The sequence below is a fragment of the Bradyrhizobium sp. Gha genome (assembly GCF_900113735.1).
Taxonomy (GTDB): Bacteria; Pseudomonadota; Alphaproteobacteria; order Rhizobiales; family Xanthobacteraceae; genus Bradyrhizobium.
This window is the reverse complement of record NZ_FOQM01000002.1, coordinates 177,787-192,319: the sequence shown is the minus strand read 5'-3', so window position 1 is coordinate 192,319 and position 14,533 is coordinate 177,787. Positions and strand designations below refer to the sequence as shown.

Below are 14,533 nucleotides of genomic sequence, written 5' to 3'. Positions count from 1 at the left end.
ACCTCGACGCCGTCGTCGGCCTCCATCTCATGGCATTGCTATGAAGCTCGATAAGATCGACATCAGGATTTTGTGCGAACTGCAGAAGAACGGGCGGATCTCCAACGTCGAGCTCGCAGAGCTCATAAACCTTTCCCCGAGCCCCTGCCTGATGCGCGTCAAAAGGCTCCAGACGGAGGGCTTCATCACCGGCTATTCCGCCCAGATCGATGTTGCCAAGCTCGGTCAAACCTTGACGGTCTTCGCTGAAATCACTCTCAAGAATCATCGGCAGATCGATTTCGCGCGCTTTCTCACGACGATCGAGAAAATCGATTCCGTGGTCGAATGCCATCTCGTTTCGGGCGGGTATGACTATCTCGTCAAGTTCATCACCGCAGGCATCAGCGAATACCAGGCGGTCATGGAACGCCTGGTCGAGATGGACATCGGCATCGACAAGTACTTCAGCTTCGTCGTGCTGAAGTCGCCGATCGTGAAATCCCATCTGCCTCTCGAAAGCATATTCAACGGCTAGAGGACGGGCGCGGTGCCTAGCCTTTCATGGCCGCGCGGACGTCCTTGTCTTGGAGCGTCTGGTCGAGCGTAGCCTTTGTCCGCTCGATGATGGCGTCGATGTCCGCATCCGTGCAGCAGAGCGGCGGAGCATAACCCAACACGCCCTGGGCGAAGGCGCGGATGACGAGGCCGTTGTCCCATGCGCGATCGAAAATGCGGCGCGCCGCGTCTGCTTCCGCCGGCAGGGGCGTCTTGCGTTCCTTGTCGGTCACGAGCTCGATTGCGGCCAGCATGCCGCGGCCCCTGACATCGCCGACGAGCGGATGATCCGCCAGCGCGCGAAGACCTTCCATGAGGCGGTGCCCGGCCTTGCGGCCGTTCTCGAGCAAGCCGTTTTCGTAGAGGTCGAGGCACGCGAGCCCGACGGCCGCGCTGACCGGATGCGCGGAATAGGTGTAGCCGTGTCCGACCGCCGCCTTGCCGGCGCCATCGGCAATGGTGTTGTAGACGCGGTCCGACATCAGAACGGCCCCCATCGGCACATAGCCCGACGTCAGTCCCTTAGCCGTTGTCATGAGATCCGGGACGACGTCATCCTCTTCACAGGCGAACAGCGGACCGGTTCGGCCAAAGCCAGTGATGACCTCATCGGCAACGAACAGAATGCCGTGCTCCTTGCAAACCGCGTGCATGGCCTTCAGCCAGGACGGCGGCGGAACGAGGACGCCTCCCGAGCCCTGTATCGGCTCGACATAGAAGGCGGCAACGCGATCTGCGCCCAGTTCGGCGATCTTCGCCCGCAGGGCCGCCACGGACGCATCGATGATCGCCTGCGGGTGAGGACCGACCGGATTGCGATAGGCATAGTGTGACGGGATTTTGTGCTGCCAGCTATGGGGCACCCCAAAACCCGCATGAAAGGCGGGCAGCGCCGTCAGGCCAGATCCTGCCGTTGACGATCCATGGTAGCCATACTCGAGGGAAATGAACTGGTCCTTCTGTGGCGTGCCCTTGGCGTGATAGTAGTAGCGAATGAACCGGATCGTGCTGTCGACGGCATCGGAGCCACCCAGCGTGAAATAGATGTGGTTGAGATCGCCAGGCGCCAGTTCAGCCAGCCTTGCGGCCAACCGGATAGCCGGGTCGGAGCCCAACCCGAAATAGCCCGTCGCATAAGGTAGTTCGCGGAGTTGCCTCGTCGCCGCTTCAACGATACTGTCCTGTCCGTAGCCCGCATTGACACACCACAGGCCGGCGAAGCCGTCGAGCAATTGTCGTCCCGAGAGATCGGTCAGCGTCGCGCCCTTCGCTGACTTCAGCACGCGGACGCCCGTCGCCTCATGGCTGCGATAGGATGCAACCGGGTGAATCAGATGCGCGCGATCAAGTTCAACCAGCGAGTTGCTCAACATGTCGTCCTCCAGTTCAACCGCACTTCTTGTCGGGGCCATCCCGATGTCTTCAGGCGCAACGTAAGATGACCATGGCAGCAGTTGCTCCCGGGCAGGACGGCGACGAAGGGCATTTTGACTTTCATTGCCGATCGGCGCCGCATCTTATGCCGGCATCGACTTGCACCAGGCACTGGCGCTCACGTCGGTGGGCGTCTTTTCGTGCAACTCTCTGCCATAGCTCCGATCCGATACGACACAATCTGCTCCCGGTCGCCGCGACAGCGGTGCTTTATCCGGTCGTCTGCCCGCTATGATCCCTGTCGTACCGGAACGCGGTGCGTGAGGACCGAAAAGGATCGAGCCATGGCAACTTTCAGACCCAAGTACATCACTTTCGACTGTTACGGCACGCTGACCAATTTCGACATGGCCGGCGCGGCAAGGCGTGTCTACGGCTCTCGGCTTTCTGCCGCGACGATGGCAAGTTTCATCAAGGATTTCGCGGCCTATCGCCTGGACGAGGTGCTTGGCGCGTGGAAACCGTACTTCGAGGTCGTGCATAATTCGGTAGAGCGCGCTTGCAAGCGCAACGGTATCGTATTTCGGCCGGAGGATGCCCAGCGCATCAATGAAGAGATCCACACATGGGGTCCACATCCCGACGTCCCGGCGGGTCTGGCCAAAGTTGCCAGGGAGATTCCGCTGGTCATCCTGTCGAATTCGATGAAGGATCTCATCATGTCGAACGTCGAAAAGCTCGGCGCTCCCTTCCACATGGTCATCACGGCGGAGGAAACCGGAGCCTACAAGCCGCAGATGAAGGGCTTCGAATATATGCTGGACAAGCTGGGCTGCGGGCCGGAAGACATTACCCACGTCTCCTCCTCCTTCCGCTACGATCTGATGACCGCCTACGATCTCGGCATCAAGAGCAAGGTCTGGGTGAACCGGGGTCATGAGCCCGCGAACCCGTTCTATGAATACACCGAGGTCGCTGGCATCGATGGGCTTGCCGGGGCCGTCGGCTTGGAGCCCCTTCGCAAAAGCGCGTGAGCGCAGTTCTTTCGGGATTTCTCGCCGCACTTCGAGTTCTTGGAGATTGGAGATCTGCGCTGGAAAGGAAAAAGGGGGCGGTCAGCCGCCCCCTTTTCTTGTTTCAGATACCGATCCGATGGACCGCTCAGTCCAGTCCGCCGACATGGAGCGCCTTGGTCTCGAGATATTCTTCGATCCCGAGCTGCGATCCCTCGCGTCCCAGTCCGGACTGCTTGACACCACCGAACGGCGCAACCTCAGTCGAAATCAGGCCGGTGTTCAGGCCAACCATGCCGAACTCCAGCGCTTCGGCGACACGCCAGGAACGCTTCAGGTTTTCAGTGTAGAAATACGCCGCAAGGCCGAATGGCGTACCGTTTGCGATCGCAATCGCCTCGTCCTCGGTCTCGAACCGGAAAAGCGGAGCGACCGGCCCGAAGGTCTCCTCCGAAGCGAGCAGCATCTCAGTCGTCGCGCCACCAAGCACGAGAGGCCGGGCATATTGCCGGCCTTCCGGGACCGCCTCGCTCTCCGCGATGATCTTTGCGCCCTTATCCAGGGCGTCGACCACGTGCCGCTTGATCTTCTCGATCGCGGCGCTGTTGATCATCGGCCCGATTGCGACCCCCTCTTCGGTACCGGCACCGACCTTCAATTTCGCGACCCGGCTGGCGAGCTTCTCGGCGAAGGCGTCGTAGATGCCGGATTGCACGAGAATGCGATTGCAGCAGACGCAGGTCTGTCCGCCATTGCGGAACTTCGATGCGATCGCACCTTCGACGGCACGGTCAATATCCGCATCGTCAAAGACGATGAATGGCGCGTTGCCGCCGAGCTCGAGGCTGAGCCTCTTGATGTTGTCGGCCGCGCCTTTCATCAGCAGCGCGCCGACACGCGTCGAGCCGGTGAACGAAATCTTGCGGACGGTTTCGTTGGCCATCAGCTCCGCGCCGATGTCCGCCGGCATGCCCGTCACGATGTTGATCACGCCTGCCGGAATTCCGGCCCGCTCAGCCAGAACAGCGATGGCGAGAGCCGAAAAAGGCGTAAATTCAGATGGCTTGATGACGACCGTGCACCCTGCAGCAAGCGCGGGCGCCACCTTGCGCGTGATCATCGCGTTGGGGAAATTCCAGGGCGTGATGATGCCACAGACGCCGACCGGCTCTTTCAGCACCAGAATGCGGCGATCGACGGTCGGCGCGGGGATTGTCGATCCGTTGATGCGGCGGGCCTCTTCCGCAAACCATTTGACGAAGGACGACCCATAACGGATCTCTCCAAGCGATTCAGCAAGCGGCTTGCCCTGTTCCAGCGTCAGCAGCAGGGCCAAATCGCGCTCATGAAGTCGCATGAGCTCGTACCAACGCTCCAGCAGTGCAGCACGCTCCGCGTGAGAATTGGTCTTCCAAGGCCTGAACGCAGCGGCCGCGGCGTCGATTGCCGCCTTGGTCTCGCCTCGACCCATGTCAGGGATGGTGCCAAGCACTTTCTGGCTCGCAGGATCGATGACATCAACGGTGGCTTGCGTGCTCGCATCCCGCCAATTGCCGCCGATCAGCGCTTGCTGGCGAAACAGGTCTTTGTCCTTCAATGCAATCATAGGCTTGCTCCTTGCCTTCGCCCGACCTCGCCGTCACTGCCTGGAATTGCGTTTGCGAAGCCGTTTCATGCGAGCAGTACAGGACCGCACGCCGCATTTTTCATCGAGAATGAAGTGACTGGCCGCGTTGAATCTGGTCGGAGGCGGCTTCGCAAGTCGAAAATTCTGAGGACCGCTCAACAGCGGTCCCCGCCATCGTCTCAGTCATAATGGCAGACGTAGATCTTCCGCACGGTTTCGATCGTGCGCCAGACGCCGACAAAGCCAGGCTTCATCACAAAGCTGTCGCCGGCGCGGTATCTCCTGACCTCGCCGCCTTTTTCCTCGATTTCGATGAGGCCCGAGATGATATGGCAGAACTCGAAGGTGGTGCCCTTGATGGAATGAGTCTCGCCGGGCGTTGCTTCCCAGACGCCGGTCAGCACCTTTTCGCCTTTCGAGGCGTCCTGCGCCCAGGTCTTGAAGGAAGGATTGCCAGAAATGAGCCGTTCTGGGGCAGGCAGGGCGTTCTTCGGTGCGAAATCCGGATTGGTATCGATGGTAACCAGAAGGGACATGGCATTTTCCTGTTAGTAGCCGAGTGTTCGATCGACGAGGCCGATCGGATCCAGTCCCGCACGGTGGCGCCGGATGTTCTCTATGACGGATTGTGCCGCCGTATCCGGTTGAGTCACGGACGCGATATGTGGCGTGATGATCACCTTCGGATGCGACCAGAGTGGGTCATTCTCTGGCAATGGCTCGGGATCGGTGACGTCGAGCATGGCGCCCGCGAGGTGCCCGCTGTCGAGCGCTTCGATGAGTGCACCGTGGTCGAGCTGCGGGCCGCGCCCGACATGGAGCAGCCTCGCTCCCGCCGGCAAAAGCGAGAAGAGCCTTGCATTCATGATGCCGCTCGTTTGCCGCGTCAGGGGCAGAAGACAGACCAGGATATCCGTTCCTTGCAGGAAACTGCCGAGCTGGTCCTCGCCATGGAAGCAGGTGACACCGTCGACCTCCTTCTTGCTGCGGCTCCACGCTGCGAGAGGAAATTGAAAGGGCTTCAGGCGGTCGATCGCGGCTTGCGCCAGCATCCCAAGGCCCAGGAAGCCCACGCGCCGACCGGTCGGCTGAACACTTGCAAGGGCTTGCCATAGACCCTTTCTCTGCTGCTCCCGATAGGCCAGCATCTCGCGGTGGAGCGTCAGCACGCCGAGCACGACATATTCCTGCATCATGCGTATGATGCCGCCTTCAACCATGCGCACGAGTTTGACGCGGTCGGATATGGTCTCCGGCTTGAATTGATCGACCCCGGCACCGATGGAAAACAGCACTTCCAGATTTCGAAACCGCTCGACATGATCGGGTACGGTCCAGGTCAGCAGGTAGCGTACCTTTGCCGGATCGACGCATTCACCGGAATGATAGAATTCGAGATCAGGGAGCTCGCGCGCAAAGGCCTGCCGGAAAATTGCCCCCCGAGCAGCATCGGAATTGAAAAGGAACGCCATCGATCTCAGGTCCTCGCCCGGGATGCCGGGCCTTGAGACCGGCCCGGCCGACCACTGAGGGCTGGAAGGGCGGCGCGCCCTCCAGCAAAGCCTTCAACATTCACTGGGGCTCACCCTGCCTGCTGTTGCCGGATCTCGATAGGCCGCAACCAGGAGCTTTCCCTGCTGAATCGAGTTGCGCTGGCGGCGGAACATTCCGAATACCACCTGCCAAACAGGCGAAACCTGCTGGCCTTCCGCGTTATGCTGCTGCAAAACGGGCTTGTGCAGCACGCAACAGAAGGCCGGCGAGCGCAATAGGCCACGAGCTTGTTGCCGCAAGGAACGGATGAGCTGAATGGGACGAACGGTACGCGTGAAGTCCTTTGAACTGGCGGCCAAGGACATCAACGACGTTGATGTGAAGCTCCTCCACGCCCTTTCGATCGGTGTCGGCTGGCCGCATCGACCCAAGGATTGGGAATTTTTGCGCCGCGCCGGTCATGGCATCGTCGCCGTTGATGGCATAGGGCGCGTGTTCGGCAGCGCGATGTGGTTCCCTTGCGGCCACGAATTCGCGACCATCGGCTTGGTGATCACATCGCCCCGAACCCAGGCACAAGGTACCGGCCGCTGGCTCATGGAGCAGGTTTTCGAGCGGTGTGGCGATCGGAATTTGACCCTCAACTCAACCCATGCCGCCTATCATCTGTATCTGTCGCTGGGGTTCACGAAGGAAGCCACCGTGTATCAGTGGCAAGGCGAGGTCGTCTCACCCCCTCCGCCGGTGCCGGCTCTGGCCGGTGAATTGAGCTCGCTTTCCGCTGCGGACATCGGAGAGATCGCGGCACTGGATGAGCGCGCGTTCGGAACCAACCGACAAAAGGTGCTCGCATTGCTTTCTGAAGGTGCCTCGATCTCCGTCCTGCGCCGCGGCGGGGAGGCGGTCGGTTTTTCCATGAAGCGCGAATTCGGGCGCGGTCATGTGATCGGCCCCATCATCGCCAGCAATGATTGTGACGCGATCCATCTCACCGCGGTGCATCTCAAGGATCTCGCGGGGCACTTCGTCCGCGTCGATACGCGGGAGCAGACAGGTCTGTTTGCCGACTTCCTTCAACAAAGCCGCCTCGGGATAAGCGAGACCGTCACAACGATGTCTAAGGGTCGGCGATTCCTGAACCGAAAGGAAAACGAGCCGTGGGTGTACGGGCTAGCCGGTCACGCGTTGAGCTGAGGCCATGAGGCGAAGCTCCGTGCGGGGCTGATGTCCATGGTGCCGATCGCGTCCCTCCAGAGATCGGCCATGGCCCCGGCGGCCAGCGCGTAGCCGAACGGGCGAGCACATGAGCTGGACGACAGCATCACCCTCGCCAAAAGGCTGAGTGAGGCCGGCGGCACCGCAGAGCTCAAGGTCTGGGACGGTATGTGCCATTCCTGGCAGCTCTTCGCACCGATGCCCGACGAGGGCATGGCCTCGATCGAGGAGGCTGCGAGCTTTGCGCGAATGCACCTGAAGGGGTAGGCATCGCCGCCCGGAAGTCAAAAGTCAACACATCAGGCCGCCGCTTCGACCGGCGCGCGCGCGCCGGTCATGAAGGCGACGGCATCCGACATCGTATAGGACTTGGGATCGATCACAGTGAGCCGCCGGCCGAGCCGATGGATGTGGATACGATCGGCGATCTCGAACACGTGCGGCATGTTGTGGCTGATCAGGACGACCGACAGACCTCGCCGCCTCACGTCGAGGATCAGTTCGAGCACACGACGGGATTCCTTGACCCCGAGCGCCGCAGTCGGCTCGTCCAGGATCACCACGCGCGAGCCGAAGGCCGCAGCCCTTGCCACCGCTACGCCCTGGCGCTGCCCGCCCGAGAGCGTCTCGACGCGCTGATTGATGTTCTGAACCGTCATGAGGCCAAGCTCCGTGAGCTTCTCGCGGGCGATGCGCTGCATGGCTTTGCGATCGAGCATGCGGCAGACCGTGCCGAGTGGTCCCGTACGGCGCAATTCGCGTCCGAGAAACATGTTGTCGGCGATCGACAGACTCGGAGACAGCGCCAACGTCTGATAAACCGTCTCGATGCCTGCAGCCTGCGCATCGAGAGGCGAGCGGAACGCGACGGGGGTGCCGTCAAGCCTGATCTCGCCCGCGTTGGGAACGAGCGCTCCGGAAAGCGCGCGGATCAGCGAGGATTTTCCCGCGCCGTTGTCTCCAATGACGGCGAGGATTTCACCGGGGTAGAGATCGAAATCGGCATCATCGAGCGCGGTCACACGACCATAGCGCTTGACGAGACCGCGCGCTTGCAGAACCGGCTGGGGAGTGCTGGTTTCAATGCTCATGCCGACACCTTGCGAATCCATTGATCGAGGGCCACTGCAACGATGATCAGCCAGCCGACTGCGAATTCCTGCCAGAGCACGTCGACATCCGACAGCGCCAGCCCGTTGCGGAATACGCCGACGATCAGGGCGCCGATCAGCGTGCCGATGATCGAACCACGGCCGCCGAACAGGCTGGCGCCGCCGACCACCACCGCGGTGATGCTGTCGAGATTGGCGGTCTGGCCGGCTTGCGGGCTGATCGAGCCAATGCGCCCGATCAGCGCCCAGGCGCCGAGCGCGCAGATCATGCCGGCGATCACATAGACGGCGAAGAGGATACGGCCGGTTCGGATACCGGCCAGCCGCGCCGCATCGGGATCGTCACCCACCGCATAGAGGTGACGTCCGAAGGCAGTGCGATTGAGCACGAACCAAATGAACCCAACGAGTCCCAGCATGAAAAATGAGCCGTAGGTGAAGCGCGCGCCGAAGACGTCCACCGGCGTTCCGAGTGCCTGCAGCAGCGGGGCGGCTTTCGCCACGTCCTGGGAGCGGATGGTCTCGGACGCCGAGTACCAGAGATTGAGGGCGAAGAAGATCGACCAGGTCCCGAGCGTGACGATAAAGGGAGGCAGCTTGAGGCGCGTCACCAGCACCCCGTTCATCGCCCCGCAGCCCGCGCCCACGGCAAGGCCGATCAGCAGCGCCAGCGGCGCCGCGAGCCCCATTGTGATCGCAAGCTTGCCCATGATCACGGAGCACAGCACCATGACGGCCCCGACCGACAGATCGATGCCTGCGGTGATGATGATCAGGGTCTGGGCAACCCCGATCACGCCGATGATCGTCACCTGCTGAATGATCAGCGACAGATTGAACAGCGACAGAAAGCGCGGCCCGACGATCAATCCGAACACCGCAACGCTGAGCAGGAGCACGATCGCCGGGACCGCCGTGGGATTGGCGTGGAGAAGGTGCTGCAGTTTCTGCAGCGGCGATTTCGCACGGACCTCGAATTCGGCCACGCGGTTTTCGCTCTTGTCGAGCACGAGCTCGAAAGCCTGACCACCAGGGTGGGCATTTCCGATTTCGGTCATCACCGGTTTCCTCATTGCGTACCGAGCCAGCTTCGGAGCGGACGTTTGCGGCATTCTCAGGCGCCCGCCCTCCGGGCGCCCGTCGGTGTCGGGGACGCTTTGGCGAGCCGATCAACCCCAGCACTTGTTCAATGCTGCCGCGCTGTCGATCGATGGAAGTTCGCCGGCCGGCTTGTCGGTGACGAGTTCGACGCCGGTGTTGAAGAAGTCGAGACCAGGCGACGCCTTGGGTTTGCCGCCGCCCGTGGCGTAGACCTTCACCGCCTCGACGCCCTTCGCAGCCATCAGCAACGGAAACTGCATGGAGGTGGCGCCGATCACGCCGTCCTTCACATTGCGCACGCCGGGACAGCCGCCGTCCACGGACACGATCAGCACGTCCTTGTCGCGGCCGACTGAACGCAGCGCCTCGTAAGCACCCGCAGCTGCCGGCTCGTTGATGGTGTAGACCAGCGAGATGCCCGGATCCTTCTGCAGCAGATTCTCCATCGCCTTGCGGCCGCCCTCCTCGCTGCCGAGCGTCACATCATGTCCAACGATGCGCGCATCCTTCTCGTCACCGATCTTGGCGGGATTGCCGAGATCGATGCCGAAGCCTTTGAGGAAGCCCTGATCGCGGGCGACGTCCACCGAGATCTGGTTCACGTTGAGGTCCAACAGCGCGATCTTGGCGGATGCCGCCTTGGCTCCCAGCATCTTGGCAGCCCACTGCCCGATCATCTGGCCGGCCAGGAAATTGTCGGTGGCAAAGGTTGCGTCCGCAGCATTGGCGGGATCGAGCGGGGTATCGAGAGCAATGACCACAATGCCCGCAGCGCGCGCCTTCTCGACGGCCGGCACGATGGCGCGGGAATCGTTCGGCGTGATCAGGATACCCTTGGCGCCGGCCGCGATCAGGTTCTCGATTGCTGCGACCTGGCTCTCATTGTCGCCATCGACCTTTCCGGCGAAGGAGCGCAGCTCGACGTCGTTGGATTTCGCCGCCTGTTCCGCGCCAGCCTTCATCTTCACGAAGAACGGATTCGTGTTCGTCTTGGTGATCAGGCCGACGATCGGCTTGTCGGCCGCATAAGCGCTGCCGGCGCCGAGAGTAAGCGCGAGTGCAGCGACGAGACTGATTGATTGACGCATGGTTTCTCTCCCCTGGAACACTTGTTGGCCGCGGCTGGACCGCGTTCTGACGATCCTAGAAGCATGCGAAGGCGCCTGTCAATAAATAAATCATTCCGATTTATTAATTGACAGACGCCCCAGCTGCGTTCATGTGAGGAGTGACCGCTTGGGATCGGCCATAAGACCTCGGCACAGCAAAACACGGAGCTTGGAGGCCGCGGATGGACAAAACAGGATCGGTTGCGGGGAATTCGCAGGCAGCGTCGTGGGGCGAGAGCCGCGGCACCACCCAGTCGGGCGTGAGGCTTTATAACGAGCGCCTGATCCTTTCGCTCATTCGGCGCCACCGCGGTCTTGCCAAGGTCGAGATCGCCCGCATGACCGGCCTGTCCACCCAGACCACCACGGTGATCATCAACCGGCTGGAGGCTGATGGCCTGCTACTCGCGGGCGAGCCGCAACGAGGGCGCATCGGACAACCTTCCGTTCCTTATTCGCTCAACCCGGACGGTGCCTTCGGAGTCGGTCTGATGATCGGCCGGCGCAGTTCTGACCTGGTCTTGATGGATTTCACTGCCGGAATTCGCGCCAGGCGCCGCACGATTTATTCCTTTCCCCTCCCTGAAGACATCGTCGCGTTTGTAGAACGCGAGATGCCGGGTCTGCTCAACGAACTGCCTGAATCTCAGCAACGCAGAATTAGCGGCATGGGCGTCGCGATGCCCTTCGAGTTGTGGAACTGGGAAGCGGATTTGCAAACGCCGCCGGGCCTGCTCGGGAAATGGCGGAACTTCAACGTTGCCGCCGAGCTTTCGCGCCGCTTCGCCCCGTGGCCGGTGCGCGTCTGCAACGACGCAACGTCGGCATGTGCGGCGGAACTCAACTTCGGTGCCGGGGCTGCTTATCGCGACTTCGCTTATTTCTATATCGGCGCATTCGTCGGCGGCGGCATCGCTCTCAACGGCAGCCTCTTCCCTGGCCGCAGCGGCAATGCCGGCGCGCTTGGCTCGATGCCGATCATGCGACGCGAGGAAAATGGTGCGGCAAGCCTTCAACAGCTGATCCGCACCGCCTCCATCTACCGGCTGGAGCGACGTCTGATCGCCGCGGGCCGCCAGAGCACGGATATCTGGCTGTCGCCCGACGACTGGTCGAGCTTCGATGAACCGCTGGAAGGCTGGATTGCCGAAGCTGCCCAGGCGCTGGCACAAGCGACCGCCGCATTGCTGGCGGTTATCGACTTCGAAGCCGTCATCATCGACGGGGCCTTTCCGCTCGATGTGCGTCGACGGCTCGTTGCGCGCACAAACGAATATTGGGCCGACATGGACCGTCAGGGCCTCACCGAAGCCGTGGTGGTCGAAGGCTCGATCGGGCGTGATGCGCGCGCGATTGGCGGCGCGGCCTTGCCGTTGCTCGCGGCATTCGCCCGCGACTACGACGTGCTCTTCAAGGAGTGAGCAGCATCGTGATTCTCGTTTGCGGCGAAGCGCTCATCGATCTGTTTGTGCAGGCAGCCGAGGCAACGGAAATGCCGGCCCGCGCCGTTGCCGGAGGCTCTCCGTTCAACGTCGCTGTTGGCCTGGCGCGGCTTGGCGTTCGAACGGCCTTTCTCGGTGGCATCTCGCGCGATCGATTCGGCGTGTTCCTCGCAGAGGCCCTCGCACGCGAAGGAGTCGACGATCGCTTTCTCGTCCGCACTGACCGGCTCTCCACGATATCGGTCGTGGCGACTGCCGATGACGGTCAGCCAAACTACGCGTTCCATGGCGAGGGTGCGGCGGATCGCTCGCTCCAGCCTGCGGATCTGCCCACGGCGCTGCCGGACGACATTCAAGCCCTGACCTTCGGTTCCTATTGCCTGGCGGTTGAACCGGTCGGCACCGCATATGCCGCGCTCGCCCAACGCGAGCAAGGGCGTCGCGTCATCAGCGTCGATCCGAACCTGCGTTTGAGCGTCGTTGGCAATCTGCAACGCTGGGCCGTCGCTGCGGAACGATTCTACCGGACGGCCACCATGATCAAGGCGAGTGACGAGGACATCCGCGTTGCGTGGGGCGGTCGCGTGTCAATCGCCGACGCCGCCACTTACTGGCTGAGCTGCGGGGCGCGCCTCGTGGTCGTTACCGAGGGAGCGAAGGGCGCGACCGCGTTTTCCGGCGCGGGCAGCGTGTCCGTGCCGGGTCGGCACGTCGTCGTGCGTGACACCGTCGGCGCCGGCGATACTTTCCACGCCGCCCTGCTCGCGCAACTCGCCAAGACCGGAAGGCTCCATCCTGAGGCGATCGCGGCGCTCGAACTGTCGGACATCCGCGACCTGCTCGCTTATGCGACGATCGCCGCCGCAGTCACGGTTTCGCGCAGCGGCGCCGATCTGCCGACTGCGGACGACATCACGGCGAGCCTGAATCCACATCCGAGAGGCTGACGAATGCAAGATGGCGGCATAGCATCTGTTGGAATTGAGAAGCGGGCGAGCGTGACCAGCCGCGTGATTCCGGTGGCTCCCTTTGTCCTGACCGTCTTCGGAGCGACCGGCGATCTTGCGCGCCGCAAGCTGTTACCGGCGCTGTTTCGCCGCGATTTCGCCGGCCAGCTGCCCGATGCGGCCACCATTTTCGGCGTTGCACGCGGCCCGATGCCCCGGGACGAATTCCTCGCAATGGTGCGCGCGGCGATCTTGGAGCATGTGCCGGAATCGAAAACCACCGGCCCCGTACTCGATCGCTTCCTCGCGCGCCTCAACTACATGGCCGCCGATGCAGAGGGTGAAAACGGATGGGCCGAACTCGCAGCCGCCCTGTCGCACTACGCCGAACGCGTTCAGGTCCATTATCTAGCGACTGCACCGCACCTGTTCGGACCGATCTGCGAGAGATTGGGAAGTTACGGCCTCGCAACAGGCGACTCTCGCATCGTGATCGAGAAGCCGATTGGCAAGGACGTCGAGTCCGCAATCCGGCTCAATAAGACCATCGGCGGGACATTCCCCGAGGAGCGCGTCTACCGGATCGATCACTATCTCGGCAAGGAGACCGTGCAGAATCTGATGGCGCTGCGCTTTGCCAACGCGCTGTTCGAGCCGCTGTGGAACGCCGCCCACATCGATCATGTGCAGATCACGGTCGCCGAATCCATCGGCGTGGAAGAACGTGGCGCCTACTACGACACGTCGGGCGCTCTCCGCGACATGGTGCAGAACCATCTCCTGCAACTGTTGTGCCTTGTCGCGATGGAGCCGCCATATTCGCTCGAAGCCGATGCCGTGCGCGATGAGAAGCTCAAGGTCCTGAAGTCGCTCGAGCGCATCGACGAGACGAACGCGGCAGCCTTGACCGTGCCGGGTCAATACCGCGCCGGTGCGTGTAACGGCGTCGCTGTCCCCGGCTACGCCGACGAGATCGCCAATCACCAAAGTACGACCGAGACTTTCGTGGCACTCAAGGTTGCCGTTGCGAATTGGCGCTGGACCGGCGTTCCCTTTTACCTGCGCACCGGAAAGCGGCTGCAGCATCGCTGCTCCGAAATCGTCGTGACCTTCCGCAAAGTCCCGCATTCGATCTTCGATTCGGAGTCGGGAAAGGTCTTGCAGACGCGGCTCGTGATCCGCCTGCAGCCGGACGAGGGAATCAAGCTCTGTCTCATGGTCAAGGAGCCCGGGCCGGGAGGCATGCGGTTGCGGTACACCCCGCTGGACATGAGCTTTGCGGAAGCCTTCGACGTCTCGGTGCCGGACGCCTATGAGCGGCTCTTGATGGATGTGGTCCGCGGCAACGCGACGCTGTTCATGCGCCGTGACGAGGTCGAAGCAGCGTGGCGCTGGATTGATCCGATCCGCCGGGCGTGGAGCCAGATGAACGAGCTTCCCCGGCCCTATGTCGCGGGCAGTTGGGGCCCCTCTGCCGCGGTCGCGCTGATCGAACGCGACGGCCGAACATGGGCGGAGGATGGCCCATGACCTCGGCTCGATGCACCGATGGCGTAGAGGCG

Annotated in this window: 14 protein-coding genes; 6 read left to right on the top strand and 8 right to left on the bottom strand. The window is 62.2% G+C overall.

Annotated features, from left to right (window positions below; translation table 11 throughout):
* Window positions 1-40: 40 nt before the first annotated feature.
* Window positions 41-517, top strand: coding sequence for an Lrp/AsnC family transcriptional regulator (locus tag BM222_RS04100; RefSeq protein WP_027544593.1), 477 nt, complete (start codon window positions 41-43; stop codon window positions 515-517).
* Window positions 518-533: 16 nt separating this feature from the next.
* On the opposite strand, the gene BM222_RS04095 is transcribed toward BM222_RS04100, so the two are convergent.
* On the bottom strand, window positions 534-1,910 hold the full coding sequence (locus BM222_RS04095; RefSeq protein WP_092226996.1) for an aspartate aminotransferase family protein: 1,377 nt from the start codon (window positions 1,908-1,910) through the stop codon (window positions 534-536).
* 345 nt (window positions 1,911-2,255) lie between these two features.
* Here BM222_RS04095 and BM222_RS04090 point away from each other — a divergent pair, with 345 nt between their 5' ends.
* On the top strand, window positions 2,256-2,945 hold the full coding sequence (locus BM222_RS04090) for a haloacid dehalogenase type II (protein WP_092226995.1): 690 nt from the start codon (window positions 2,256-2,258) through the stop codon (window positions 2,943-2,945).
* A gap of 127 nt (window positions 2,946-3,072) precedes the next feature.
* Here the strand turns inward: BM222_RS04090 and BM222_RS04085 are convergent, their stop codons facing one another.
* The 3 genes from BM222_RS04085 to BM222_RS04075 all read right to left on the bottom strand — a co-directional run bounded on the left by BM222_RS04085 (window position 3,073) and on the right by BM222_RS04075 (window position 6,023).
* Window positions 3,073-4,530, bottom strand: a complete 1,458-nt coding sequence (locus tag BM222_RS04085) for an NAD-dependent succinate-semialdehyde dehydrogenase (protein ID WP_177243002.1) — start codon at window positions 4,528-4,530, stop codon at window positions 3,073-3,075.
* Window positions 4,531-4,730: 200 nt separating this feature from the next.
* Complete coding sequence (locus BM222_RS04080; protein ID WP_092226994.1) at window positions 4,731-5,087, bottom strand: cupin domain-containing protein; 357 nt, start codon at window positions 5,085-5,087, stop codon at window positions 4,731-4,733.
* A gap of 12 nt (window positions 5,088-5,099) precedes the next feature.
* Window positions 5,100-6,023: a 2-hydroxyacid dehydrogenase gene (locus tag BM222_RS04075; protein WP_092226993.1), complete on the bottom strand. Its 924-nt coding sequence runs from the start codon at window positions 6,021-6,023 to the stop codon at window positions 5,100-5,102.
* A 337-nt stretch (window positions 6,024-6,360) separates the two neighbouring features.
* Between BM222_RS04075 and BM222_RS04070 the strand changes: the two genes are divergently transcribed.
* Entirely contained in the window at window positions 6,361-7,239 is an 879-nt protein-coding gene (locus tag BM222_RS04070) for a GNAT family N-acetyltransferase (protein ID WP_092226992.1), read from the top strand.
* Here BM222_RS04070 and BM222_RS40870 read toward each other — a convergent pair.
* From BM222_RS40870 to BM222_RS04050, 4 genes are all read right to left on the bottom strand, one after another.
* Complete coding sequence (locus BM222_RS40870; RefSeq protein WP_177243001.1) at window positions 7,224-7,367, bottom strand: hypothetical protein; 144 nt, start codon at window positions 7,365-7,367, stop codon at window positions 7,224-7,226. The two genes, BM222_RS04070 and BM222_RS40870, sit on opposite strands and share 16 nt — an antisense overlap.
* A 192-nt stretch (window positions 7,368-7,559) precedes the next feature.
* Window positions 7,560-8,372, bottom strand: coding sequence for an ATP-binding cassette domain-containing protein (locus BM222_RS04060; RefSeq protein WP_177243000.1), 813 nt, complete (start codon window positions 8,370-8,372; stop codon window positions 7,560-7,562).
* The gene (locus BM222_RS04055) at window positions 8,348-9,430 is read right to left on the bottom strand and encodes an ABC transporter permease (RefSeq protein ID WP_092226990.1); all 1,083 of its coding nucleotides are present in this window, start codon (window positions 9,428-9,430) and stop codon (window positions 8,348-8,350) included. Before BM222_RS04055 ends, BM222_RS04060 begins: the two co-directional genes overlap by 25 nt.
* Window positions 9,431-9,541: 111 nt before the next feature.
* Window positions 9,542-10,561 carry a sugar ABC transporter substrate-binding protein gene (locus BM222_RS04050; protein ID WP_092226989.1) on the bottom strand — a complete coding sequence of 340 codons (1,020 nt, stop codon included), beginning with the start codon at window positions 10,559-10,561 and terminating at the stop codon, window positions 9,542-9,544.
* Between the two features lie 203 nt (window positions 10,562-10,764).
* On the opposite strand from BM222_RS04050, the gene BM222_RS04045 reads away from it, so the two are divergent.
* The 3 genes from BM222_RS04045 to zwf are packed head-to-tail and all read left to right on the top strand — an operon-like array spanning window position 10,765 to window position 14,501.
* Window positions 10,765-12,003: an ROK family transcriptional regulator gene (locus BM222_RS04045; protein WP_092226988.1), complete on the top strand. Its 1,239-nt coding sequence runs from the start codon at window positions 10,765-10,767 to the stop codon at window positions 12,001-12,003.
* An 8-nt stretch (window positions 12,004-12,011) separates the two neighbouring features.
* Window positions 12,012-12,971, top strand: coding sequence for a carbohydrate kinase family protein (locus BM222_RS04040; RefSeq protein ID WP_092227279.1), 960 nt, complete (start codon window positions 12,012-12,014; stop codon window positions 12,969-12,971).
* Window positions 12,972-13,022: 51 nt separating this feature from the next.
* Complete coding sequence (zwf, locus tag BM222_RS04035) at window positions 13,023-14,501, top strand: glucose-6-phosphate dehydrogenase (RefSeq protein WP_092226987.1); 1,479 nt, start codon at window positions 13,023-13,025, stop codon at window positions 14,499-14,501.
* The last annotated feature ends 32 nt before the right edge of the window (window positions 14,502-14,533 follow it).